The sequence below is a fragment of the Polyangiaceae bacterium genome (genome assembly GCA_020633205.1).
Lineage (GTDB): Bacteria > Myxococcota_A > Polyangia > Polyangiales > Polyangiaceae > JAHBVY01.
This window is the reverse complement of the sequence record JACKEB010000010.1, coordinates 455,643-480,404: the sequence shown is the minus strand read 5'-3', so window position 1 is coordinate 480,404 and position 24,762 is coordinate 455,643. Positions and strand designations below refer to the sequence as shown.

The window sequence follows — 24,762 nt, the reverse complement described above, 5'->3', positions numbered from 1 at the left end:
CTAGTGGCTCGCGCGCTGATGTTCCAGGGGACAGGCTCCGATGTGGGCAAGTCCCTGCTCGTCGCCGGTCTTTGCCGTGTGGCAAGTAATCGGGGCCTCAGGGTGGCGCCGTTCAAGCCGCAGAATATGTCGAACAACGCGGCGGTTTGCCCGAGCGGCGGTGAGATCGGTCGCGCTCAGGCATTACAGGCGCGTGCCGCGCGGGTCGAGCCTCACGTCGACATGAACCCGGTCCTGCTAAAGCCCCAGTCGGATGTCGGCGCCCAGGTCGTGGTGCAGGGGAAGGTGATCGGAAACGCTGCCGCCGCGGGCTACCAGGGCATGAAGTCGCAGCTACTGGGCGCCGTGCTGGAGTCCTTCGAGCGATTGTGCGCGGAGCATGACCTGGTGTTGGTTGAAGGTGCGGGCTCGCCGGCGGAGATCAACCTGCGAGCGGGGGACATCGCGAACATGGGCTTCGCACTGCCGCGAAGGGTGCCGGTAGCGCTGATCGGCGACATCGATCGCGGTGGCGTGATCGCGGCGCTGGTCGGTACCCAGCAGCTCTTGCCTGCCGAAGAGCGAGACTTGGTGGTGGGCTTCATCATCAACAAGTTCCGCGGGGATATTCGCCTCTTCGACGGCGGGCTGCGGGCGATCGAAGCTCGCAGCGGCTGGCCGAGCTTCGGCGTGGTGCCCTGGCTGCCGCTGGCGGCGCGCTTGCCCGCAGAGGACGCCGTGGCGCTCGAGCGCACACGGAGCCGCGGTGCGGGCGTGAAGATCGCGGTACCGATGCTGAGCCGGATCTCGAACTTCGATGACTTCGATCCGCTGGCCCAGGAGCCAGACGTGGATTTGGTGATGGTGCCGCCGGGCCAGGCGCTGCCCGGCGACGCGCGACTCGTGATCTTGCCTGGAACCAAGGCGACGCTTGGGGATCTCGACTTCCTGAGAGCCCAGGGTTGGGACGTCGATCTGGAAGCGCATTTGCGCCGTGGAGGCCAAGTGCTCGGGATCTGTGGGGGCTATCAGCTGCTCGGTCGCCACATCGCCGACCCGCTGGGGATTGAGGGCGCTCCGCGCAGCGCCAGTGGCTTGGGGTGGCTCGACGTCTCGACGGAGCTGCTACCGGACAAGACGCTGCGCGCGGCTGGCGGCAGCCATTTGCCAACGGGCGCAGCCGTAACGGGTTACGAGATGCATGTCGGGCGCACCAGCGGCCCAGCGACGGACGCGCCACTCCTCGAGCTACGCAGCGAGGCAGGCGATGACTTGCACCTGGACGGAGCCCGCTCCCGCGACGGCCAAGTGAGCGGGTGCTACCTGCACGGCCTGTTCGCGAGTGATGCGTTCAGAGGTCGGTTCCTCGAGGAACTGGGTGTGGCGGGTGCTGGCTTCGCGTATGACGTTCAGGTGGAGCAGGCGTTGGACGCGATTGCGCAAGACCTCGAGCGCTACCTCGATGTGGATGGTTTGCTCGCTAGCGCCGCCCAGATGCGCTGACGTTTGGGTTGCGAATATTGCCGTACGGATTCTTTGTGGGAGGATGTGGGTGTCCCTCTCCCCCAAAGAAAAAGGCGTAAAACGCCGCACAAAGGCCGTTCGTTGCGCGTGTGCTCACGCGACGTTGCGCTTTTCGCGATGGACCTAGAACGCCGTCCTCGGTAGCTATCCACTACGCGAAACTTCCGGCCGCGTTCGTCCCCCGACCGAGGCCGCATCGAGTAGCCGCGCGGCTCACGCGCGGCTCAGCCCACTGGCTGTTCGTTCGCGATCCCAGACGCGAAGAACTTTCCGCGCAGACGATAACAAGCCCAGAACACCCGGGGCTGAGGCGCTGCTTTGCCCAAAGCCGCTCCGACGCCCCAACGAGCCCGCAGTAGGAGCCGCACGGCTCACCAAACGAACGTTTTCGCGCGGAACAACAGCAAGGATGATGGGGCAGCGCGTCACAGGCGGACGCGGCTGGGAGGTTTGCGTGCGCACATCGCTGTGCGCTGGTTCGTTCGTCCCCTGATCGCGCTCGAGTGCGGTCGACCAACCAGGCGCGTCCCCGCGCCACGAGCATCGCTCGTAGAGAAAGGTATCTCGCCGTGAGGTTTCGTAACCCCAACCTGGTCCACTGGCTCACGCCGCGCCGTGGAATGTTCACTGCCTGCTTGTTGCTCGCCGCTTGCTCGGCACACCCAGACTCCGAACAGCCCGAGCCACTGAGCGACACCAACGCGGGCGTGAGCTTTGAGGAGTTCCTCGCTGGCACCTACCACGAGGACTTCGAGGGCGGCGTCTTCATCGTGAACGGCGACACGCCGATCGAGAACGAGAAGCAGCTCTACGAGTTCTGGCGGGACTACGTCGCCTCAGGGGAGCGCCTGATCGTTCAGCGCAATGGTTCGACCGACGCCAAGTGGAACTCCACCCAGAAGAAGAACATCACCTACTGCGTCAGCAACAACTTTGGCTCCCGCAAGAGCCAAGTGGTGAGTGCGATGGAGCAGGCGACGGGGGCGTGGGAAGCGGTCGCCGACGTCGACTTCATCTACGTCTCCGCCCAGGACGCCAGCTGCAATGGCAGCAACGGGAACGTGGTGTTCGACGTGAGCCCGGTCAGCGGACAGGGCTACCTTGCACGCGCTTTCTTCCCGGGGCAGAGCCGATCCTCGCGGAACGTGCTGATCGACAGCAGCACTTGGAGCTCCGGCGTGAGCGCCGCCGGGGTGTTGCGTCACGAGCTGGGGCACACCTTGGGTTTTCGCCACGAACACACACGCCCCGAGTCCGGAGCCTGCTTCGAAGACAACAACTGGCGCGAGCTGACGCCTTACGATCGTCAGAGCGTGATGCACTACCCACAGTGCAACGGCGTGAACACCGGCTTCGCGATCACGAACTACGACGCTCAAGGTGCTGCGGCGCTGTACGGCGCCCCGGGCGGCTCGACACCACCGCCGAGCGGGGGCAGCAACCAGTCCGACTCCCAGAGCGGCAGCGTCGCTCAGAACGCCAGCGACGTGTATGGGCCCTACTCGGTGGCACCGGGGACGCGCTTTGACGCGAGCATCACTGGGACGGGCGATGCGGATCTGTACGTGCGCTTTGGGGGCCAGCCCACCACGACGGCCTACGACTGCCGACCGTACCTCAATGGATCCAACGAGACCTGCTCCTTGGACGTGCCGGGCGGTGCTAGCCAGGCGTACGTCATGGTGCGCGGCTATCAGGCTGCGAGTTACGACCTGAGCGTCGCGTGGACGGCTGGAGCCGGCGGCAGTGGTGGCTCGGGCGGCAGTGGTGGCTCGGGCGGCAGTGGTGGCTCGGGCGGCAGTGGTGGCTCGGGCGGCAGTGGTGGCTCGGGCGGCGGCACGTCGTCACCCAGCGTCGGTCAGGCGTCTGGTTCCGTGGGGCAAGGACAGTCCCAGAGCTACCAGCTCTTGCCCGTGGCGTCGGGCACGCGCCTCCAGGTCGAGCTTTCGGGCAGCGGGGACGCGGATCTATACGTGCGCTGGGACGCTTCGCCAACGCTCACGCAGTACGTGTGCCGGCCTTACCTCGACGGCTCGGCCGAGGTGTGTGACTTGACGGTGCCGGCTGGGGTGAGCCAAGCCGGGATCCTGGTGTATGGCTACGCGGCTTCGAGCTACGACCTGAAGGTCACGTACTACGAACCCTGATTCAGGGTCAGTTGCCCAAAGCCTCGAACCCCTGCGGATGACTCGCCAAGTTGATGTAGGGGTTCGAGCGTCGGGCCGCTCGAGCGAACTCCTGACGGATTGCGGCGAGCACCACGCTCACGGCGCCGATCTCAGGCTCTGAGTCGTGTTTCCGCGGGGTGGGGCGAGGGACGCTGGGGCGACTGCTGCTCGCCGGAGGCTCGCTGCGCACCCGCTGGCGAGCCAGGTCGCTCGCTGACGCTCGCTGAACCGCGTACAGCGCGGTCGGCTCGCAGAGTTCGAGAGGAATGCGGTGCAGGCTGCCCGGGCCTGAGTAGACCTGCGCCACCAAATCGGGCAGCAAGCTGAGCAGCTCGCCGTCGGCGCAGATCCGCAGCGCGAGGTCCACGCGTTGAGTGCGCATGGCGATTTGGCGTTTGTACTGCTGGGGCCAGTGTTCTTCTCGAGGGTTGCTGGGCGCCACGAAGCGGTGTGCCAAGAGCTTGTCGAGAGTGGGCTCCGGGTCGCTGTACAGCGGATGCCCCTCGCCGCAGTACACGCCACGCGTGATCACGCCCAGGCAAGTGACGTGGAGGCCAGGCTCTTGCTCCGTTGCGTCGACGATCGCCAGATCCAAGCCGCCGTTCAGTAGTGCATCTCGCGTTGCTTCGTTGCTCAGCTCGATCAGATCGGGCACGAGGCGCGGGTGCTGTTCCCGCACCTTCGCGAGGGCTGGCAGCACGAACGTCGCCATCAGGGGACTCGGCGCGGAGAGCTTCAGGGTGCCGGAGAAGCAGTCGTCGGTCGCCAGTCGAACGCCTTCCTCGACCCGCTGCATCGCCTCACGCACCGCGCGGAGCAAATCCTCTCCCGCGGGGCTGAGCACCAGGGTGCGACCCACGCGCTTGAAGAGCTCCACCCCGAGCTCGTCTTCCAGCTGTTTTACCGAGCGAGAGAGCGCGGAGGGGCTCAAATGCGCCGCGCTGCTCGCGCTCGGAAGGTGCTGCGTTTCAGCTACGGCGCGAAACGCGGGGAGCCAGTTCCAGAGCTGCGTGACTCGGGGAGGACGCTGCATTCGGCCACTATGACGAGCAGCGTTGTCACTGCACAAGCAAAGCGGCCGGCGTTTTGCCCGCGAAAACGCTGCTAGCGGAAGCGTGGCACAGGCGCTGGAAAACTCACCTCGGATCCGCACGGGAAGGTTGTCTCAACCTGTTTCGCCACAGGTCGAACCGTCCGACACGCCGTGTCATCCAGGGTTCTAGAGCGTTTCCCCGTGAAACCGATTGTTTGCTGTTCGTTACCAAACAAGCAACTGTCAACGCGCTGAGTTGCTTGCCGCCCTGTCGCCCGATGTCACTCGGGGAGGTCGATGGGCTCAACGCGCACGGACACCTTGAGGCGCTCCCCGCCGCCGCCCTTGTAGAGCGTCCCGGAGGTTGGCGTCGCGTCGCGGTAGTTGCGGCCACAAGCGACGCGGATGTGGTCCGTGCCGGCGAGGATGCCGTTCGTGGGGTCGAAGCCGCGCCAGCCCGTCCACGGTAGGTAGAGCTCCACCCAGGCGTGGGACGCTTCAGACTGCACCTGGTTGGCGTAGTCGGCGCCAGTGTAGATGTACCCAACGCGGTACCGCGCGGCAATGTTCAAGAGCCGCGCGAGGCAGATGAACAAGTTCGCGAAGTCCTGACACACGCCGCGCCGCTTTGTGTAGACGTCGAACGGCGTTGTCTCGATATTGGTCGAGCCGGGGACGTAGGCGAAGTCGCGGTAGATGGTCTGATTCATGTCGACGAGCGTCTCGACCAGGTCGAAGTCCTGACGCTCGGCAAAGCTCATCGCGAACTCGGACAGCTCTCTGAGCTGCGTCTCCGGCAGCTCCATGGGGAGCAAGTAGGGCAGCATCATCTGGCGCTGCCAGGGCATCCACACCAGCGGGATGGTCATCCGGCGCTGGGGGGAGTGCAGCACGGGCGGCTGCTTGACCTGGATGATGGACTCGCTCAGCACGCTGAGCTTGGTGTACGGCTTCTCGAGGCGCATGCGTCGCGAGCGGTTGCCAAACACGTCCTCGAAGTCGCTGCCGGGGGTGGTCGGCTCCACCACCAGCCGGTGCTCGATCAGTCGCTGCTCGGCGTCTTGCACAGGGCTCAGACGCAACACGTGAGAGCTCAGCTCGACTGGCTCCTCGTAGCTGTAGGCCGTGAGGTGGCGCACGCGCATCGTGACCCACTCGGGGCGCGGTGCGGGCACCGAAGCCGGCGCGTTGCGGGGCGCGACGTCTGTCGGCTCCTCGTTGCTGCTCACGCGATGGAGGCCGCTCGCGTCGCGATCGCTCGTGGGCTCGGCGCCGTCGCTCTCAGCCAGCCGCGTCTGGGCCAGCTGGGGCGCCCCACCCGCGGCGCCACGTGGCCCCGGTGGAGGCTGCTGCATGGGACCAAAGCCGCGGCTCGGACCGATGTGGTGCGCTGTGTCCTGTTCCTCGGGGAACTGGGAACTCTCGAACAGCACCACGCCGCGCCGCACGACGATCAGCTCGCCCTTCGGTACCTGCTTCCAGCCACTGTTCGACAGCGGCCGCGTCGCGACGACGGTCAACGTGCGAGAAGAGTCGAGGGGGTTGTCGATGTCGAGGTCGAGCACGTGGTTCGATAGCTCGATGTCCTCGTGGGGCGGGACGATGCGCGCGTAGTGCGGGTTCTTGAAGCCTTTCACGTCGGCGTAGGCCAGGAGGTCCATGCCGTCGGAAAGCAGGAAGTTCGCGCTGCCTAGCTCGTTCAAGTCGCGCAGCCAGCGCCGCACCTCGAGCAAGTCGAGGTCACCGATGGTGCGACAACCTTGAGCGCGGATCTGTGTGAGCAACCAGCAAAACGCCCGCTCCGAGTCGCTCAAGCCAACCGGCTCGAATACCGGGCGGAAACCCAGTGACAGCGCGCGCAGCTCACCCTGGTTCAGCGTGCCCTGGTGCGCGAACAACCAATCGCGGCCGGCGTAAGTCCGCGAGAACGGTTGCGCGTCCGCCTGGTTCACGCGCTTCGTGGTTCCGCGCAGATGGCAGACGAAGGTCGCCGAGCGGAAGCGCTGCCAACTGTCAACGAGTGAGCGGAACGACTCCTCGTCACGTGGCTCAGGCTCCTTCACCACCACGCTCGCCACTTCGTCCGGCGGGTACCAGCCGATCCCCCAGCCTGGGACTTGCAGCGCTTCGGTCTCTTCTTTGGGACGATGCAGCTGGAGCCCTGGAGACGCCGGACTGTCGAAGGACAAGCCGAGTAGGTGTGTCGAGTGGGGCGAGTCGTCCATGTCGTGCCGGCGCTGGGAGCTGTCGCGAGTTTGGGGGGGAGGTTGACGTGGATGTTCCACGGCTAACCCAAGCGACACGTTTAGCTTGCGTTGACGACACAAGCCAACGACAGACAGGTTTCAACGGCGCGCTTTTGGCGCCTGTGGCGCCCGATCGGCGCTCCTCACCCCCAACCCTTGAGCCAGATCCGGCTGATCTACAGCTGACGCCGTGCGTTGAAGGTGTAGGTGGGCGTAGGCCGCGTCATTCAGCGGCCGGCGCTTCAGGCATGCTCGGATCGAAGTAGATCGAGTGCAGGAGGTTGCAGATTTCCGACGTTTCGTCGACTACGCGCGTCAGCGCGGCGTGGACACCGCCGCCACTGAGGTCGGCGCTCTTGCCTGCTTCGAGGTAGTCGAGCAGTCTCTGCACGCGCACCTCACACTCCTCGCCACGCTCGGTAGTTGCCGCACGGATGCGTTGCAGATCGACCTGCGACGCTTTGAGTGAGTAGAGGATGGAGCGCGGGAAAGTGGGGTAGCGCAACAGGAAGTCGACGATGGCGAGGCCGTTGGGCGGGTTCTTGTGACACTTGTAGTAAGGCTCCGTGGCCGAACAGGAGCGCAACAGCGCGAGCCACTGAGCGGCTTCCAGAGGTGTCTCCCGGGAGCTAGTCGGCCCAAGCGTGTGGTACTTGATGTCGACGATGCGTGCTGTCTGCTGTGCGCGCTCCAGGTGCCAGCCGAGCTGCATGAAGGTGAGGGGCTCCTCGTGCAGCATCGTCGCGCTGGCTACGCCGTGGGTCAGCGCGGCCATCTCCTTGAAGCGGCTGTAGAACGCCTCGCGATCCGAGCGATACAGGCGCTTGCCCGGGCCATCCATCAGCCAGCGCCAGAACTCGTTCAGAGCCTCCCAGAGCTCGAGGCTAATTACTTCGCGGATGGTGCGCGCGTTCTCCCGCGCCCAGTACGCGGCGCTAACCAGGCTCACGGGGTTGTCCTGATCCCAGGTCAAGTAGCGCTGGACCACCTCACCATCCAAGATTGCTTCCTCGGGGAAGCGCTCCTTGAAGCGCGGTAGCTCGCCGCTCACCACCATGACCGGCTGCCAACGCTGCGGGGGATCGAGCTCGACGTCGAGCACGAAGGACTGATTGACGGACAACAGCCGAGCCAGGTTTTCGGACCGCTCCACTTGGCGACCGAGCCAGAAACAAGTCTCCGCGACGCGGGAAATCATTGGTCACCCTCCGGGGGGCTGGGGCGAGAGGCGAGGGGTGCGCTCTCGATGCGGTGCTTGCTGCTGGCGTCGTCCGCGTGGTGGCCGAGCACCCAGGTGTCCTTCGAGCCGCCACCTTGGCTGCTGTTGACTACGTAGCTGCCTTCCACCAGCGCCACGCGGGTCAAGCCGCCGGGGAGCACCCAGCTGCTCTTGCCGGTCAAGATGAAGGGCCGCAGGTCGACGCGGCGCGGTCGAGCTTTGCCGTCGAGCCAGGTCGGGCAAGTGGAGAGCTCCACCACCGGCTGGGCGATGTATCCGCGAGGTTTGTTCGTGATGCGCTCGCGGAACTCGCTGATCTGTTCAGCCGTGGAGCGGGGGCCGATCAGCATGCCGTAGCCGCCGGAGGCGTCCACCGCCTTGACCACCATCTTGCTCAGGTTCTCCAACACGTGGCTACGATGGCTCGCCTCGCCACAGAAGAACGTCTCCACCTGACCGAGGATCGGCTCTTCGCTGAGGTAGAAGCGGATCATGTCGGGGACGTAGGGGTAGACCGCTTTGTCGTCAGCGACGCCGTTTCCGATCGCGTTAGCCAGGGTGACGTTGCCCTTGGCGTAGGCGCGTACCAGGCCGGGCACGCCGAGGAGGCTATCCGGGCGGAACACTTCGGGGTCGATGAACTCATCGTCGATGCGCCGGTAGATCACGTCGACGGGCTCTGGGCCCCGGGTGGTCTTCACGTAGACGCGATCGTCGTGCACGAAGAGGTCGCTCGCCTGCACCAAGTCGACGCCCATGCGTCGCGCCAGGAAGCCGTGCTCGAAGTAGGCGGAGTTGAAGGCCCCAGGGGTCAGCACCACGACGCGGGGCGAGTCACCGCGCGGCGGCGCCAGCTCACTCAAGCGCTCCCGCAGGCGTGTCGGGTACTCGTCGACGCTCCGCACGGTCGCCGTGCGGAACATCTTCGGTAGCACCTTCTTGAGGACGTTGCGGTTCGACAGCACATACGACACCCCAGAAGGGCAGCGCAGGTTGTCTTCCAGCACCAGGAAGCGCCCCTTCCCGTCGCGCACCAGGTCGATACCGGCGATCTGCACGTACACGCCGTCGCGAGGGCGAATGCCGTGGACCTGCTTCAGGTATCCAGTGCCTCCGTGGACGAGCTCCGCGGGGACGACCTTCTCTTTGAGAATGCGCCCCTCGCCGTAGACATCCCCGAGGAAATGATTCAGGGCCGTCACGCGTTGCAGGAGCCCGCGCTCGACCAGCTCCCAGTCGTCTGCGGTGACCACCCGGGGGACCAAGTCGAAGGGGAAGATGCGCTCACCCCCTCGATTGTCGGAGTAGACCGAGAAGGTCACGCCGCCCTTGAGGAAGGTGTTGTCAGCCAGTCGCTGGCGACGCTCCATGCGCGCGGCGCCCAGGCTCTCGAGCCCGCCGATGATGGGCGCGATGCTCGGCCAGGGTTCGCCTCGGGCTTCGAACAGCTCGTCGTGAGCGCCGGGGAGGGGTTCGTAGTTTGAGAAGATGGGGACCTTCACCTCCTCTGCTTGTGCCATCGACTCACGTTTCATCCGAGTTTCCGCCGCGTTCCGGCTCCGCCTCCTGGTTTCAGACTACAGGGAACCCTTGCGAGTTTGAAGGGCGGCGATCGTGACAACCCGGCGCTCTTTGACACGGGGCGTTGGCAGCGACTTTGCCACGCCCCAGCCCTCCGAGCGGGTTTTTGGGGGAGAGAACAAACCACACGGAAACACACGGACTGAACGGACGATGCGTAGGCGCTGAAGGCTTGCGTGCGCGCTAAGCTTGGAAAGGCAGCGACCAACCGCGCTGGCGATATAGTGCTTCCAGGATCTCGAGTGCCTCGGGTTCGTTCTCAGCGCCCAGGTGTCCCAGCAGACCCTGTTCGGCTTGCGCGGGATCGTCGCTGGCAAGCGTGACGTAGTCATCGAGGGACAAGAGGTCCGCGTTGGCCGGCGGCAGCCAGGGCGCGAGCTGGTCCGTGTCGAAGCGTGGCGCGCGCTCGTTGCACGTAAGACCCAGCTCAAGAAGCGCGCCGCGGAGGCGCTCCACCGGCGCTTGGTCGTCGAGGAAGTCTGCGCTGCTGAGCAATCTCTCGAAGAACTCTCGAGTGCTCGCGGCGAGGGAGTACACGGTGCCGTCCTCGTGCTCCCAGAACACCCAGGGCGCGCCGGCTTCCGTTCCCGCGTCCGGGTGGAGGTACAGGCCGTAGGCGCTGCCGCCGCCGTTCATGGCTATCACCAACAGCCACGGATTGTGGCAGTCGATTTCCGTCGCGGGGAAGGGTTCGACGTCGAACAGCACGGTCGCGAAGTCACTGAAGAGTTGGTCGTCTTCGTCGCAGCGCGCCAGCACCCGCCGCAGATCTTCGTCGATGGTGACGCCCAGGGCTTCGATGGCGTCAATGCTCGATGGCCGCGCCGCTGGCGGTTCTGCTGCCTCCGCGCTGTCGAGGCGCAGCTTCGTTGCCCGTTTGCTGCGCAGCAGCCCGCCCTTCTGTTCCAGCACCGTGACTCGCTGTCCGACCCGTGGCGCGAATCCACAAGCCGACGCGCCGAAGCGGAGCCGTCCGCCGCCGTCGAGCGCGATCCAGCCTAGACCATCGCTGTCCAGTGCCTCAATCGTTCCGCTGCGTCCCACTGCACTCATCGCGGCTGCACCCTAGTTCGGCGCGGGAGAGAACGCCAGTGCGCTCCCTATGCGTATCCACGGGGATGCAGGAGTCGCTGGCTAGCGCTTCTCGCGCCACTCCGCCAGGGCCTGGGGACACACCAGCGCTTCGAGTAGCGTCTGTTCCAACCACTGGGCGTAGCGCTTGGAACCCCAGCCGCTCTCGACGGCGAGCATCGTGTACACGGGGCGGCCCGTGTACATCCAAGCGATTCGCCGTGCCTCCAGCCGCTTCAATGGGGGGCGCAAGAGCCCGGCTTTTGCCAAGCGCTCGACGCGAGCGCGCTGCATCTCGAAGCGAAGCTCTTCGAAGCGTTGGTCGAGCTCGTGAAGTGCCGCAGAGCCCGCAGCGTGCGCCCGCAAGTCCCCCAGAGCTGCTCGCTCGCCATCGTAGATGCTCCGAGCGACCTGCGCGGTGGCTGCGACGGCGTCGATGGGATCGCTCGCCGTTTCCAGGCGCGCAAACGCCGCCTTGAACTTCGGACCAAATAGCGCCTCTTCGAATAGTTGACGCACGATGCCGTCCTTCGACTTGAAGGCGGCGTAGACCGTGGAGGTCCCTACGCCCGCGGCCTCCGCGATGTCGGCGATGGTGGCCTGCTCGAGGCTCTGCTTGCCGAGCAGATCGCGCGTCGCGTCCAGGATTTGGCGCTGGGTCTGCGCTCGGCCTTCTTCACGCAGAGGGGACGAATACGCTCGCTTCTTCAGTTTCCGCATCCGGGAGGATTGTTACTTGTTCGCGCCTCCCGGGCGCGAATTGCCTGAGTCGTCACTTGGCCTTCGCCTGCTTTGGCTTGGCGGTCTTTGCTGGCTTGGCGGTCTTCGCTGGCTTGGCCGTCTGGGTGGCTTTCGCCGTCTTGCTTGCCTTCGCCGCCTTGGTCACCGCGCCTGCCGCGCCGACCCAGCCCTGGTTCTTGAAGTACGCCCACAGCGCCCGGGCGTGCCCCAGGCCCAGATCATAGTCCGCGGCGAGCCAGTCGGTGAACTGGGTCGCGCGCACGTCCCCCAGCAGGCCGCGCTTCTCCGCCGCTTTCCGAAACTGCTCGGGCGTCAGCCCCGTCTTCGCCTGGATGTTGTCGATGTACGCCTGGAAGGACATGAATTGGATGTAGTCCACTCTATCGAAAGGATCAAGCGAACTCCAGTGCTGAGCTCTGGTGTATCCGCATGGATGCGGAGGAGTGGCGGCTTCGGGACGAACCGCCAAGGACGCCAAGAGCGCCAAGGATTGGGGATACTGGGCTCGCGTCGATGTCAACCCGGTGCGTGGACGCGCCTGGAAGTCGAGACGGCGTGCTTCCGCGGCAGCGAAGCTGCCGTGATGCGCGGAGGTCGATTCCCTGACCTTGGGAGGACGCTTCAGCGTCCGACTATGAGCGGGAGAAGGGATTCGAAACCGAGGGAGTCTGCGTCCAAGCCGAAGGCTTGGCGCTCCCGAGGTCAGAGAACCCTGATGGAACGAAAAAAGCCCCCGAAGGGGCTTTCTTTCAATAGAGCGGGAGAAGGGATTCGAAACCGAGGGAGTCTGCGCGAGCTTTGCTCGCGTACCCGAGGTCAGAGAACCCTGACAAAACGAAAAAAGCCCCGAATGGGGCTTCTTTTCAATAGAGCGGGAGAAGGGATTCGAACCCTCGACGTCAACCTTGGCAAGGTTGCACTCTACCGCTGAGTTACTCCCGCAAGCGGTCCCTCGTTGAGGAGGGAGCGAACTTGTATTGGCCGGCGGCGGATCTGTCAAGGCGACTCGAAACATTTCTGTGCGGTGCGTCCGGGGCGCGTGGCCGGTGCTGAGCCGAGCGGTTGCTTTGGGCTGGTCCCGGGGGACTGTGCGCCGCGCCTCACCCCCAAACCCGGAGGCAGCGGGGACGGCGCGGCGACGTAAACTGACGCATGCGCGCGTGGGGACTTCCGATGCTGGCGGTGGCGATCGTCGCTTGTCAGCAGGCGCCGGAGCCAGCGCCGAGTGCCGCACGGCCCACTGTATCGGCGTCGCCTGGCGCGTCTTGCGAGCAGATCCGTCAAGACGTGCGGCGTGAGCAGGCGCGCTTGGCGAAGCTCCCCCAAACCTGTGACAGCGACGCAGACTGCGATCTTTACGGGGGACACGAATGCCCGAACGCCCTCGCGCGCACCTGTCCGGACGCCGTTGCGAAGTCGTCGGCTCGGGCGATGCGTCCCCTCGAAGACGCTTGGGAAGCGCAGCACTGCGGTGACGTCCTGTGGTCTCCGTACCTGCGGGAAGCCGTGTGTCAGGCGGGGGTGTGCGTGGGCCGCTAAGAGACGAGTGCGAACGCGTGCTCACGGTGCACGTGGTGTCAGTATACTTTCCGTGCGGGAGACGCCGACAGACGGCGTGTGAGGAGAGGCATGAGCAAGAGCAAGCGAGGGATCACACGACGCACGGTGCTGGCGGGCATCGGGGCAACAGTGAGCGGCAGCGTGGTCGGCTGCGGTTCTGACGGGGAGTCCACCACGGCCAACACCGGGGCGGGCGGCGCTGGAGGCACGTCCGGCGGCACCGCAGGCGTGGGCGGTGCGACCGCGGGCAACGGGGGCATCGGAGCTAGCGGTGGCACGAATCCCGGCGGAAACGGTGGAGCAGGTGGTGAAGCCGGCTCTGCGGGTAGCGCGGGCGAAGCGGGAACTGGTGGTACGGGTGGTGAAGGCGGAGAGCCGAGCTGCACGGCGACCAATGGCCTGACGCCCTCCCAGCTGCTCTCGAAGATCGACCACGTGGTCGTGCTGTGCATGGAGAACCGCTCCTTCGATCACTACCTGGGCTCCTTGAAATTCCTCGAGGGGATGAGTGTGGACGGGCTCACGGGCACGGAAACGAACCCGGCTCCCAACGGTGGCCAGGTATTCGTTCACCAGCTCGACGACTTCACTCCGGAGGATCCGCCTCACGGCTGGGATGCGTGTCACAACCAGTTCAACGGTGGCCTGAACGACGGCTTCGTGTTGGAACACGCGGGCAGCTCCCAAGAGGACGTGATGGGCTATCACGTGCGGAGCCAGATCCCGACCACCTACGCCCTGGCGGATGCGGGAGCGATTTGCGATCGCTACTACGCATCGGTGATGGGGCCGACGTGGCCGAATCGCTTTTACTTGCACGCGGGTTCAGCCAACGGTGGCAAGTCGAATCTGCCTCAATTTGGTCTGAATTCGAAATCGATCTGGGCGCGGCTCAACGACGCGAACATCTCCAACACCAACTATTACCACGATCTCGCGTGGGCCCTCGGCGGCCTGGGAAAGACTTCGGGCAATGCTTCGATCTCGAAGTTTTTCGAGGCCTGCGTGATGGGAACGCTGCCCCAGTTCTCGCTCATCGACCCGCAGTTCTTCGGTGCAGGCGCCAACGACGATCACCCGGACCACGACGTGCAGCTCGGGCAGGCGCTGATCTCAACCATCGTTGCGGCGCTCGCTTCCAGTTCCCTGTGGAATAAGTGCTTGTTCGTGATCACGTATGACGAGCACGGCGGCTTCTACGATCACGTTCCGCCTCCGAAGACCACCGATGAGCGCTCGGAGTTCGAGCAGCTGGGGTTCCGCGTACCGAGCCTGGTGCTCGGGCCCCATGTTCGGCGCGGATGCGTCGTGAGCGCGCAACTCGAGCACTCTTCAGTCGCGAAGACGCTGTCTACCCGCTTCGGGATCCCTTACCTGAACGATCGCGTGGCGGTGACCAACGACTTCTCTGCGTGCATCGACCCGTACTATCTCGAGAACCCTGCGCCGCCCCCGGTGCTCCCGCAGCTCTCCATCTCGCGCTCTCGCCTCCTGAGTCGTCCGCGACTTGGCGGGGAGCACCCGGAGATGGCCGCGGTGGCGCGACGTCTGCCCCACTACGCCAAGCGGATTTCCCACGACGGGCTCGGAGAGTCGGAGCACGTGCTGCGCTGGGGCCAAGAGCTAGGTGTTCTCAAGGTGCGCTAGCCTGTCGCCAGGTTTCCCAAATATTTCAAGCATCTCCGCTGGTTAGAAGGCTCTAATCCGGCCGCCCGGCCTCTGTTAGGATGGCGGGATGACCAAACGGTTGCTTGGCTTCTTGTGCCTGACGTTGCTGGGCGCGTGCAGCGCTGCGTCTTCTAATTCGCCGAACGGCCAAGGCGGCGCCGGGGGCGCGGCGGGGACGGGCGCCAACGCAGGCTCAGGCGGTTCCGTAGGTGGAGCGGGAGGGACGAGCGGGGTTGGGGGAGAGGGAAACTCTGGCGCGACCTATTCTTGCGAAGGAGTCACCTGCACGCTGCCGCCCAAGAACCACTGCGACCCTGCGGACGCGAGCTACCTCATCACGTATGAGGTCCCAGGGACTTGCGACAACGGAGCGTGCAGCTACAGCGAACAACGCGTTCCTTGTAGTGATGGTTGCGCCGATGATGCCTGCGTCGGGGATCCCTGCGTGGGAGTGACCTGCAACACTCCTCCAGCGAACCAATGTAGCGGGAACGACTTGGTTGCGTACGATCCCCAGGGAACCTGCAACGGGGGTAGCTGTGACTACACGTCGATGACGCTCACTTGCGCAGACGGCTGCTCTGCGGGCGCTTGCGTCAACGATCCGTGCGCCGGCGTGAGCTGCGCGAATCCGCCAGCTGACAGCTGCGCGTCGGCGAACGCGCTTCGGCGCTACGACGCCACGGGTACCTGCAGCGGCGGGACTTGCGACTACGGGTACACCGACGAAACCTGCAGCTTTGGTTGCAGCGGCGCGCGCTGCCTCGACTGCTCCACGGACCAAAGCTGCGGGAGCGGCAACTACTGTGAGACCGGAAGCTGCACGGTGTGTGACACCGACACCCACTGCGGCGCTTCCTGCAGTGACTGCCAGGCTGCTGGGGAGTACTGCGACCAAACGAGTTTCGCCTGCGTGGAGTGCCTGACGAACGCCCAGTGTGGTAGCGGCAAGCGTTGCGTCTCCGGAAGCTGCCAGGCCTGCACGTCGAACGCCTTCTGCGGTGCCTCGTGTATGCCGTGCGGAAGCAATCAGCAATGCAGCGCTGGTGCTTGCCAGGTTTGCAAGTCGGATGCGGCCTGCGGTGACAGCTGCACCGCATGTGGTGTTGGGACGCCGCACTGCAAAGACCTCGGTACGAGCTCCGCTTGTGTTGAGTGCCTCTCGTCGAACGACTGCAGTCCTGGAGACACGTGTGACACAAACGGTAGCTGCCGTCCGCCGTGCCCGACCACGCTCACCAGCGTATTCGCCGACGCGTTCTCCACGCCTTCTTCCAGTAGCTACACCTCGGGCTCCGATGTTCCGATCAGCGGTAGCCCCTGGCGCGCGATCACCCGCTCCGGTTTCGGAGATCGCATCTACTCCGGACGCTTCGAGGTGTTGAGTAGTCACGGCAACCACGGCCAAGGCTACGCTTACGTCGCTACTGCGGGCACGGGCGCGGCTTACGACACCTCGCTCTACAACTCGGTGTTGTCCGCCAACTCCGGCCAAGACGTCGTCTGGAGCTTCAACTTCCAGCGTAGCAATCCCAGCACCACGACGAACGGCGGCTTCAGCTGTTCCACCGCGAGCAGCCAGAACGGCGTCACCGTCGGTCTCGCGTACGTGCTCGCCACGGACTCCGCGACGGGACTCGATGCGAGCCACACCACGTGTAGTGCGAGCGCGACCTCCAAGGGTTACGCGGTGATCTTTGCCCCTGGGAGCTCAAGCTCGCCGCGGGTGCAGCTCGTGCGGTTCGTCAACGGCTTGCGTAACGGCAGTATCACGCGCCTGATTGAGAGCGGGACGTTTGGCACCGAGAGCTATCTCAGCGCGCGCGTGACCTACACCGCGGGCACCAACGCCTGGCGCCTCGAGGCGCGCAACGACGGGTCGAGCTTCGCCGATCCGAAGTCGGGGAGCTACGGGTTCTCGAGTACAGCCGTCGATGGCACGTACACCGGGGAGGCGCTGAACTACAGCGGACCGTACTTCCAAGCGGGCTGCATCGGAAACTGTAGCGGTCAGTATACCGGACGCTTCGACAACGTGAGCGTCGGCATGGTCTGCAGCCCCTGATGGTGTAGCTTACTTGAAGTTTATTCCGCGGGGATACAATCCGCGGGGCGGCAGGCTTCAGGCACGCAGATCTTGATCACGCCTCCGCCCTCGGCCGGGGCACAGCAGGTCGCGCCGCCGCCGCCACAAGCCGCCGTGTCGGCGCAGCCGATCTTCAGGCAGAAGCCGGGCGCCCCGTCAGGGGTCTGGCCCTGATCCGAGGAGCAGACATGCCCGTCGGCGCACTCACCTCCGCCTTTGCTGCAAGCGCGGCCGATTCCCGTGGGGTTCTCTTGCTGCTCTCCGCATACCCCAGCATCGGGATCTGGGGGCACCCCGGCGTCCTGGTCCCCGCCACCACCAAAGGTCAAGCAGCCGTCTAGGGACGTACGGTTCTTGGCGAAACCCACCAGGAAGCACATCTCGTCGTTGGAGCTCTCCCCGAAGCCCACTTCCCCTGGGGTGCTGTTGTCGTAGTTACATGTCACCCGGGTTTGGTCCCCCGCCTTGAGCTTCAAGGAAATCGGTTCGATGATCTGCGCATCGAAGTTCCATGGATCCTTGCGGTAACGCTGCTCGAGCTGCCCGCCACTCGAGGCCGTCTCGAAGGTCAGGTTCTCTCCGAGGTAGTGCATGTGAGCGAGCAACCCAAAAAGCTCGATGTCTTCCGTCATCGTGCAGTTGTCCACCACGCTGCCCTTGGCGTTGGCGCCAAGCGCGATCTTGTCCGTGCCAAAAGCGTAGATGCCGGCAGGCATGCGGCTTTTGTCCTGGGTCTTGCGTAGGGTGATCTGTGGGCGATCGGTGACTTCTTTGTTCGTCGTGTTGAGCAAGTGCAGCTGGAGCAGTACCTGCGTGCCTTTCGGCAGTACCACGGCGCTGTCGTCAGGGAGCTGGAGTTGCGAGTCACCTTTTCCAGCTCCAAATAGCGGAAGCCAGCTGAAGCGGAATAGCACGTCGCTGCAGTCGGTTAGACCCTCGGGTTCGGGGGTGAGGGTCTTCGCCAGCAGGAAGTGATGCACCACCGGTCGCGCGCTGTACTCGAAGCGGTCGACGTAGACGTCTTCGGTGAGCGTGTGCGCGTAGCACATGTAGCGCTCACTCCCGGCGGGCACCGTCACGGCGTCGGATTGCACGATGAGCTGGTTCGGATCGCCTTCGGGTGTTGACTCGGAGGTCGAGCACGAGAAGACAGCCGCGGCTCCAAGCAAAACGGCGAGCGGGGAGGAGAGGCGTGACATGCCCCAGCGTCGCCAGTTCACCTTCTAACCACAAGGAAATGAAGCGACGCCGCTTAGGATTTCGGGACAGGTCTCTCCTGCAAGAGACGGCCGCAACATGCTGCAGGGAGCGTGGCGTTTGCGCCGCTGCCCATACGCGCGTGCGTCCCAGCCAGCGTCTTGCAGCGCCTACGACGCAATGCGCTGGACCGAACTCGCGGGCGTCTTCAGACTCTCCCCCATGTTCGAACCTCGGCGCCTAGTAGCGCTCATCGTGCTGCTGGAGTGTTGTTCCTGTGAGCGAACCGACGATCAAGGGGGAACCAACCGAGCGGCGGTGAGCAGCGCGCCAAGCGCCACTGCAGTGACCACTCCAACTTCCGGCAAGAGCGGCGTCGGCGCCCCACGCGTGGAGCTGAAGATCGCGTGGGAGGCACCGAGTCCCTGGATCGTAGAAACCCTCCAGGCGCGGGACGTGCGCCGCGCTGCCTACCGCTACCCGAAGCAAGCAGGTGACGCAGAAGACGCAGAGCTCGGCGTCTTCTACTTCGGTCCCAGCATGGGCGGTGGCACCGACCCCAACCTCAAGCGCTGGGCCGGGCAGTTCGGCAAGAGCGTCGCCGACGGCAAGCAGAGCAAGAAAACGCTGGGAGCGATCGAGCTCACGCTCTTCGACATTGAAGGGACGTACCAGCCAGGGCGACCGATGGCCCCCAAGCCGCCGAAGCCGGGCTTTGCGATGATTGGAGCGATCGCTCAGACCAAATCCTCGGGGAACTACTTCCTGAAGCTCACGGGGCCGAAGAACACCGTGGAGGCAGCCCGCGAAGCCTTCATGACGCTGCTCGACAGCCTCAAGGAGAAGTCCCCTGGCTGACCCCCGCACCTCCGATGAGCCGCCCGACGCGTTCAACCTGCTGCTGGAAGCAGGTGCGCTGCTCGCTGGCGCGACGGACTTCCGCGCTACGCTGGGCAAGATCGCACGCCTCGTGGTGCCGAGCCTGGGCGACTGGAGCGTGCTTGACCTCGTGGTCGACGGCGGTGCCCTCGAACGAGTCGTCGTGCATCACCGCGACCCAGGGCTTCAGCGACTGGCAGACGAACTCCTGCTCCACTGCCGCGCTGCGCCGGCGTGCATGAAGAGCGCCGACGAGGTCGCCCAGAGCGGCGTCTCGGCGCTCAACATCGAAGTACCCCGCGATGTTCTGGAGTCAGCAGCTGGTGACGTACAGCATCTGCAGCTCTTGCAAGCGTTGGGTGTGGACTCACTGGCGCGTGTTCCGCTGGTCTCACACGGAAACGTGCTCGGGGTGCTTACGCTGGTGTACGGGGGTTCTAGCCGACGCCACGGCCAGGGTACGTTGCGCGTCGCTGAAGAGCTCGCGAGTCGCTGTGCCATGGCTCTGGACAACGCGTTGCTCTACGAGCGTCAGCGAGCTGCTCGGGCGCGCAGCGAGCACCTCGCTGAGCGCTTGCAGCTGGCCACGTTGGCCTCTGGTATCGGGATTTGGGACTACAACGTCTCCACTGAGGTGCTCAACTGGGACGCTCGCACGCGAGAGCTCTTTGGACTCACGGCGGACTCTGCGGTGAGCTACGCGCGGTTCCTCGAGCGCGTGCACCCGGAGGATCGAGAGCGCGTCGATTCCGCGGTGCAGGCGGCGCTTCAAGCCGGCAAGGGCGGCGAGTACGACATCGACTACCGTACCTTCGGGCACGCGGGGCGAATGCACTGGCTGTCCGCCAGTGGTCGCGTGGTGAGTGACACCCCGCTGCGCTTCATCGGTACGGTACTGGACGTAACGGAGCGCAAGCAGAGCGAAGCGGCGGCGGCGCTGGCGGGTGACGTGGGCGTGGCGCTCTCGGAGTCCCTGACGCTCGAGTCGGCGCTGTCGAGCAGCTGCCGAGCGATCGGCTTGCGGTTGGCGGCGGAGGGCGCCGCGGTCTGGACCTTCGAGTCCGAAACGGAGCTGGTGCTGGAGGCGGCCCATCTAGCGCCAGGTGCTAACTCGGAGGCGCCCCAGCGGCTCGGGCTAGAGGACTGGCTCAAGCGCTCGATGGAGCGACGTCGGCCGCTGCTCAACGAGAGCATCCACCTGGGGAGTACGGTGATCTCCACGGCATCAGTCTTCCCAATGGCCGTCGAAGAGCGCGCTGTGGGCGTGCTCTTGGTTTGGACGGCTCGCCCTCTGCCTCCGAGCTCGCTCGAGACGCTGATGTCCCTTGCGACTCAGCTCAGCATCGGCGTGGAGCGCTTCTGGTTGGAGGAGGGTTCAGAACACCAATATCGTTTGCTTGCGGAAACGATCCCGAACCTGGTGTGGATGGCCGAGCCGAACGGCGTGCACGACTACTTCAATCGGCGTTGGTATCAATACACCGGCTACTCAGAGGACGCCCCTGCCGCCACGCAGTGGGCTGAGAGCCTGCATCCGGACCACCGGGAAAACGCCGAACGTCAGTGGCAGATGTGCTTCGCGAGCGGAGAGCCGTTCCAGATGGAGTACCTGAGGCGTCGGAGGGACGGTGTCTATCACTGGTTCTTGGCTCGTGCAGTCGCCGTGCGGGACTCACGGGGGCGTATCGTCAAGTGGTTCGGTACGTGTACGGACATCGACGAACAGAAGCGCACGGAAGCGGAGCGAGAGGAGCTGCTCGAACAAGCTCGTGCCAGCGAAGAGCAGTTCAGGGCGGTAGTGGAAAACGTCCCGGCCCTTGCTTGGTCTGCGTTACCGGACGGATACATCGACTTCTACAATCGCCGCTTCTACGAGTATACCGGCAAGACCTTCGATGACGTTGCCGGTTGGGGTTGGAGGGACCTGCACCACCCCAGCCTGTTGGAAGAGGCGCTGGCACGCTGGAATCGTTGTCTCGAAACAGGGGAACCGTTCGAGATGGAGTTCCTGCTCAAAGGCGCTGACGGGGAGTACCGCTGGTTTCTTACCCGCGTCGCGCCGCTCCGTAACGCCGATGGCCGCATCCTGCGCTGGTTTGGCACCAACACGAACATCGACGCGCAGAAGCGTCTGCAGGAGGAGCACGACCGCCTGATCCGTCAGCTCGAGCGCAAGAACCGCGAGCTTGACCAGTTCGCCTACGTGGTCAGCCACGACCTCAAAGCGCCGCTGCGCGGGATCTCGATGCTGTCTGAGTGGATCGAAGAGGAACGACGTGAGGGCAACTTCGAGAAGATCGAGGAACATCTCTTGCTGATGAAGAAGCGCGTGGCCCGTATGGAAGGACTGATCAACGGCGTGCTGGATTTCAGCCGCGCAGGACGCCAGACCCACGAGTATCAGAGCTTGGACGTTGCCCGCCTGATCGCTGAAGTTTGCGAGATGGTTCCGTCGGGAAAGGACGTGGAGGTGGCCGTCCCCGCAGCCATCGAGATCTCCGCCCAACGCCTGCCCCTCGAGCAAGTGCTGTTGAACCTGATCAGCAACGCCACGAAGTTCGCGAATCCAACCGCTCCCGAGGTCAAAGTCAGCGCGGAACTCGAAGGGAAGGCGGTCCATTTCACCGTCAGTGACAACGGCCCTGGCATCGACCCACGACACCACGAGCGGATCTGGGTGATCTTCCAGACGCTGAGCGGTGACACCGAGGACGGCACCGGAATTGGACTGGCCATCGTGAAGAAGCTCGTGGAGGCCGCGGGGGGACGCGTCTCGGTCGACTCGGAGCTCGGCAGCGGAGCGCGATTCCATTTCACCTGGCCGGCCGAACAGACATAGGCGTTCGTGCCGCGGGGATTCACTCGGCGCACAAATCCCTGCACGACTTGCACAAGCGCTTGCACAACGCTCTCGGCGAAGGCGGCCGGCCACCCAGCGGCTATGGGCATTCTTGCGCCGTTTCGCCCGTTCTCAGGCGCTAGCTTCCAAGCTCAGCAGCAAGCGACGTTCGGGGTGTAGTGCGCGCCGGCTCCTCGGGTTTGGCACCCTAACTGCAGTCGTGGCGGGCAATGGCCTTGGTTGTGCATTCTTGGAAGCGCGCTCGCAGCGCAGTATTTGGGTTGAGTCTCACGTTGCTCTCCGCAGGCGCGCTCGGTGCCTGTAGCGCGGGGGAGAGCCCAGCGCCGAGCAGCTCCGCGTCGCAGCGAGCGCTGCGCGGGTCGTCTCCGTTGGTGGCGTCGTTCCAACGGGTGTCGGAGCAAACCGGAGTGCCCGTGGAGTACCTCGTGGGTGTTGCCTACGTGCAGACGCGCTTTTCCACGCGCCATTCGGAGCCGTCTGCTTGGGGTGGCCACGGCTTGATGCAGCTGGTCGAGCGGCAGAGCCTCACCAGCGCAGCGCGACTCTCGGGCCTGAGCGAGGACGATCTGAGTGATGACGCCGAAGCCAACATCTACGGCGCGGCTCTCGTTCTCGCTGACCTGCGGGAACGTCAGGGCTCGTGGGAGGCCGCGCTGCAAGCATTCGGGCCAGGTGAGGTGAACCCGGACGCCGGTGTTGAGTTTGCGAGGCGCGTGGTTCGCGTGGCCGTGGATGGGGTGCGCGGCACGGACAGCGACGGCCTCAGCATCGTTTTCGATGGTGCTTACTCCGGCGGTGAATCCCTCGGGCAACAGAGTGCAGAACTCAAGCCGGACTACAGTGGAGCGAATTGGGTTGGCCCGGCGTGCAGCGGAAACTACAGCGCCTCCAATCGTGGTGCTTCGGACATCACGGACATCGTGATCCACACCTGTCAGGGAGGTTTCTCTGGCTGCTGGGGCTGGCTCAAGAACTGCGCGTCTGGAGTCAGCGCGCACTACGTGGTGTCTTCCGGCGGCGAGGTAGTGCAGCTCGTAGAAGAGAACGACGTCGCCTACCACGATGCGTGTTTCAACACGCACTCTGTTGGAATCGAGCACGAAGGGTTCGTCGATGATCCCAACAAGTGGTTCACCGACGCCATGTACTGCTCGAGCGCCAAGCTCGTGAAGTCGATCTGCGACCGCAACAATATTCCGTGTGACCGCGCCCATATCCGCGGCCACGGCGAGACGCCCGATTGCTCCGATCACACCGATCCTGGTGCTGGATGGGACTGGAAGAAGTTCATGGAGTACGTCCAGTGCGGCTGCGGCGGCTGCTGCAACGCGGCGACGGAGACTTGCAACGGCAAGGACGACAACTGCAACGGAGAGATCGACGAAGGAGACGTTTGCGAAGTCGGCTTGCTGCAGAACGAGCCGGGAGCCTATGCGCCTCCCTCCACTACTGACGTGAACGGAGATGGCCAGGCGGATGTATGTGGCCGTGGCTACTCGGGGGTGTGGTGTCACTTCGCCCAAGACAGCGGCTGGGCGGCCAAGACCGAGACGAAGCCAGGCTGGGGGAACGCTCAAGGCTGGGATGACGTGAGCAACTTCTCCACGTTCCGCATGGGCGACATCAACGGAGACGGTTTCGCTGACCTGTGTGCCCGTTCAAACGACGGCGTGGAGTGCTCCCTGGGCTCAGCTGAAGGGCTCGACGCACCCGGGAGCGGGCGCTGGTATGACGGCATGGCGGACGCGGGCTCCTGGAACCGCCCGAAGTTCTACACCACGCTGCGCCTCGCCGACGTCAACGGTGACGGGATGGAAGATCTATGCGGTCGCTCAGCGACGAGCTTCGAGTGTCATCTGAGTGATGGCAAGAGCTTCGGGACCCAGTTCCCGGGGCCGGCGCTCTCCGACGACAGCGGCTGGGACCACGCTCGCAACTACGGCACGATTCGCATGGGCGATCTGAACGGCGACGGGAAGAGCGACGTGTGTGCCCGTGCGAATGCGGGCGTGGTGTGCTGGCTCGCGGCAGACACTGGTTTCTCTACGGATAAGATTGATGGTCCGGCTTGGAGCAACGATCAGGGGTGGGACAAGCTCTCGGCTTGGTCCACCCTGCGCCTCGCAGACGTGAACGGCGACGGTAAGGCAGATCTATGCGGCAAGAGCGCGACCTCGCTCAGCTGCGCGTTTTCGAACGGCAACGGCTTTGACCCCGAGATCCAAGTAGCTGGCTACACCGACGAAAGTGGCTGGTCCGACCCGTCGAACTTCTCCACCTTGCGCGTTGGCGACATCGACGGCGACGGACGACAGGACCTATGCATCCGCGCGAACGCCGGCGTGCGCTGTCACGTCTTCCACAACGGCACCTTCGAGAAAATCGACGGCCCCGCGTGGAGCGACGATGCTGAATGGAAGGGTGAAGCGTACTACTCGAGTTTTGCCCTCGCCGATGTGAACGGAGATGGCCTCGCAGACTGGTGCGGGCGCGGGGTGCTCGGGTGGCGCTGCGGATTGAGCACCGGCGCAGGCTTCGAGGGTGAGTGGACGTTGCAGGAGTTCACCGATCAAGGGGGCTGGGATGCGTTGGAGTATCGCGCGACGCTGCTCAGCTCGGGCCCTGCGTCGGAAGCAGCGGGGTGCAGCGACGAGATCTGCAACGGCTTGGACGATGACTGCGACGGTGAGGTTGACGAAGACTGTACGCCTAGCGGCTCGGGAGGCTCGAGCAGTAACGGTGGTGGCGCCGGCGCCCCTGCAACAGGTGGCTCCGCTGGCAGTGACATGCTCGATGGTAGCGGAGTCGCGACTCGCGACTCCGGCTGCGGTTGCCGCACCCCGAGCGGCGGTGGCCCCGCCCACGGCGTGTGGATCCTCGCGGCAATGAGTATCTTGGCCCTCCGCAGGCGACGGCACGCCTGATTCGCGCGCACTGCTGAAGCGACCGG

At 64.7% G+C, this 24,762-nt stretch carries 15 protein-coding genes, 1 tRNA gene and 1 pseudogene; 8 read left to right on the top strand and 9 right to left on the bottom strand.

Features of this window, described 5'->3' with window-relative positions; all coding sequences use genetic code 11:
• The first annotated feature begins 18 nt into the window (after positions 1-18).
• On the top strand, positions 19-1,482 hold the full coding sequence (locus H6718_01995; protein ID MCB9584134.1) for a cobyric acid synthase: 1,464 nt from the start codon (positions 19-21) through the stop codon (positions 1,480-1,482).
• A gap of 641 nt (positions 1,483-2,123) precedes the next feature.
• Positions 2,124-2,900: pseudogene (locus H6718_01990) on the top strand (matrixin family metalloprotease).
• A gap of 757 nt (positions 2,901-3,657) precedes the next feature.
• Here the strand turns inward: H6718_01990 and H6718_01985 are convergent.
• The 8 genes from H6718_01985 to H6718_01950 all read right to left on the bottom strand — a co-directional run bounded on the left by H6718_01985 (position 3,658) and on the right by H6718_01950 (position 12,504).
• Positions 3,658-4,704, bottom strand: coding sequence for a LysR family transcriptional regulator (locus H6718_01985; GenBank protein ID MCB9584133.1), 1,047 nt, complete (start codon positions 4,702-4,704; stop codon positions 3,658-3,660).
• Positions 4,705-4,985: 281 nt separating this feature from the next.
• Positions 4,986-6,929 carry a class II glutamine amidotransferase gene (locus H6718_01980; protein ID MCB9584132.1) on the bottom strand — a complete coding sequence of 648 codons (1,944 nt, stop codon included), beginning with the start codon at positions 6,927-6,929 and terminating at the stop codon, positions 4,986-4,988.
• A gap of 244 nt (positions 6,930-7,173) precedes the next feature.
• Positions 7,174-8,148, bottom strand: a complete 975-nt coding sequence (locus tag H6718_01975) for an alpha-E domain-containing protein (GenBank protein ID MCB9584131.1) — start codon at positions 8,146-8,148, stop codon at positions 7,174-7,176.
• Positions 8,145-9,689, bottom strand: a complete 1,545-nt coding sequence (locus tag H6718_01970; GenBank protein MCB9584130.1) for a circularly permuted type 2 ATP-grasp protein — start codon at positions 9,687-9,689, stop codon at positions 8,145-8,147. Before H6718_01970 ends, H6718_01975 begins: the two co-directional genes overlap by 4 nt.
• 244 nt (positions 9,690-9,933) lie before the next feature.
• Positions 9,934-10,803, bottom strand: coding sequence for an SMI1/KNR4 family protein (locus tag H6718_01965; protein MCB9584129.1), 870 nt, complete (start codon positions 10,801-10,803; stop codon positions 9,934-9,936).
• 81 nt (positions 10,804-10,884) lie between these two features.
• Positions 10,885-11,541, bottom strand: coding sequence for a TetR/AcrR family transcriptional regulator (locus H6718_01960; GenBank protein ID MCB9584128.1), 657 nt, complete (start codon positions 11,539-11,541; stop codon positions 10,885-10,887).
• A 52-nt stretch (positions 11,542-11,593) separates the two neighbouring features.
• Complete coding sequence (locus H6718_01955; GenBank protein ID MCB9584127.1) at positions 11,594-11,923, bottom strand: DUF4287 domain-containing protein; 330 nt, start codon at positions 11,921-11,923, stop codon at positions 11,594-11,596.
• A gap of 509 nt (positions 11,924-12,432) precedes the next feature.
• Positions 12,433-12,504, bottom strand: a tRNA-Gly gene (locus H6718_01950).
• 210 nt (positions 12,505-12,714) lie between these two features.
• On the opposite strand from H6718_01950, the gene H6718_01945 reads away from it, so the two are divergent.
• From H6718_01945 to H6718_01935, 3 genes are all read left to right on the top strand, one after another.
• Complete coding sequence (locus tag H6718_01945; protein ID MCB9584126.1) at positions 12,715-13,101, top strand: hypothetical protein; 387 nt, start codon at positions 12,715-12,717, stop codon at positions 13,099-13,101.
• Positions 13,102-13,191: 90 nt separating this feature from the next.
• Positions 13,192-14,769 carry an alkaline phosphatase family protein gene (locus H6718_01940; GenBank protein ID MCB9584125.1) on the top strand — a complete coding sequence of 526 codons (1,578 nt, stop codon included), beginning with the start codon at positions 13,192-13,194 and terminating at the stop codon, positions 14,767-14,769.
• 88 nt (positions 14,770-14,857) lie between these two features.
• Complete coding sequence (locus tag H6718_01935; GenBank protein ID MCB9584124.1) at positions 14,858-16,855, top strand: hypothetical protein; 1,998 nt, start codon at positions 14,858-14,860, stop codon at positions 16,853-16,855.
• A 20-nt stretch (positions 16,856-16,875) separates the two neighbouring features.
• Here H6718_01935 and H6718_01930 read toward each other — a convergent pair whose 3' ends face one another.
• On the bottom strand, positions 16,876-18,075 hold the full coding sequence (locus H6718_01930) for a hypothetical protein (protein ID MCB9584123.1): 1,200 nt from the start codon (positions 18,073-18,075) through the stop codon (positions 16,876-16,878).
• A gap of 220 nt (positions 18,076-18,295) precedes the next feature.
• Between H6718_01930 and H6718_01925 the strand changes: the two genes are divergently transcribed.
• The 3 genes from H6718_01925 (at position 18,296) to H6718_01915 (ending at position 24,736) form a co-directional block, all read left to right on the top strand.
• On the top strand, positions 18,296-18,931 hold the full coding sequence (locus H6718_01925; protein MCB9584122.1) for a hypothetical protein: 636 nt from the start codon (positions 18,296-18,298) through the stop codon (positions 18,929-18,931).
• Positions 18,932-19,043: 112 nt separating this feature from the next.
• On the top strand, positions 19,044-21,791 hold the full coding sequence (locus H6718_01920) for a PAS domain-containing protein (protein MCB9584121.1): 2,748 nt from the start codon (positions 19,044-19,046) through the stop codon (positions 21,789-21,791).
• Positions 21,792-22,033: 242 nt separating this feature from the next.
• Positions 22,034-24,736 carry an N-acetylmuramoyl-L-alanine amidase gene (locus H6718_01915; GenBank protein MCB9584120.1) on the top strand — a complete coding sequence of 901 codons (2,703 nt, stop codon included), beginning with the start codon at positions 22,034-22,036 and terminating at the stop codon, positions 24,734-24,736.
• The last annotated feature ends 26 nt before the right edge of the window (positions 24,737-24,762 follow it).